Annotated in this window: 1 protein-coding gene; it reads right to left on the bottom strand. The window is 65.5% G+C overall.

Annotated elements, in window-relative coordinates:
* Positions 1-943: IS66 family transposase (gene tnpC, locus IC66_RS0142315; protein WP_440588125.1), on the bottom strand; the 943-nt coding region annotated here is incomplete at its 3' end.
* Between the last annotated feature and the right edge of the window lie 183 nt (positions 944-1,126).

Raw genomic sequence — 1,126 nt, forward strand, 5'->3', positions numbered from 1 at the left:
GGATGCCGTCGAAGCCCTCGAGGATGCGCTCAGCATGGTCACCACCGCGTCCTGGCGCGTAGTGGTAGACCACGATTGGTGGATCAGCGCCGCCGTGGCCGCGATCGTCGCGCAGGACAGCCCACAGATAGCCGGTCTTCGTTCGGCCCCGGCCCGGATCGAGCACAGGCGCCCTGGTCTCGTCTATGAACAAGCGGCCCGATTGCTTCATCACGACGCTCATGCGCTCGACCAGCGGCGCGAGGTGGAAGGCGACCGTTCCCATCCAGTCTGCCAGAACGGCGCGATCGATGAAGATGCCATGCCGAGCCAGAACCTGCGACTGACGATAGAGTGGCATGTGCTCGCTGAACTTGGCGACCGCCACCTGCGCCAGCAGCGCCTCGGTGGGGATGCCACCCTCCACGAGATGGGCGGGCGCCGGCGCCTGAGCAACACCGGTGCAGCCCTTTGCACAGGCGTAGCGCGGTCGCACCGTCTCGATCACACGATACTGGGCGGCCATGACATCGAGACGGCGGGAGCGATCCTCGCCGATCTGGGCCATCCGGCCGCAGCCGCAGGGACACTCGAGGTTCTCGGGTTCGATCACCTGCTCGATGCGCGGCAGGTGCGCGGGAAAGGCACGGGCAGCGCGCCTGGTCCGGCCGCTGGACGGCGCCGTGCCGGCGCGGCGCGCACGATCGTCCTGGCGTTCCTGGACTTCGGCGATGGCAATCTCGATGTCCTCGAGAACCAGTTGCATCTGATCGGGATTGAACTTCTCCGAGCGTTTACCGAAACGTGCGCGCTCGTACTCCTTCACGAGCAGTTCGAGGCGTTCGACGCTCTCTTTGGACGCAGCCAGTTCACTCTCGACATGAAGGCGCGCCGAGCATTCATCGTCTGCGCGACGACGCTCGGCTTCAATCATCGCTTCCTGCGCGCGGAAGAGCGCGCGCAAATCGGCGGGCAGCGCTGCAAGACGGGCGGGATCAATGGGGGACGGCGGCACATCCGCAAGCTATCATCCCAAAGCCCCGCGCGAAACAGGTTGTCGGGTCTGAGTCAGTTCGCCGCAGCTGGCGTCGCGACAATCCGTTCGCCCACTCGCTTCCAGTTCAGCCCTTCAAACAGCGCTTCGAAC

Origin of the sequence: Bradyrhizobium genomosp. III (assembly GCF_000261705.1) — a bacterium.
GTDB lineage: Bacteria > Pseudomonadota > Alphaproteobacteria > Rhizobiales > Xanthobacteraceae > Bradyrhizobium > Bradyrhizobium ottawaense.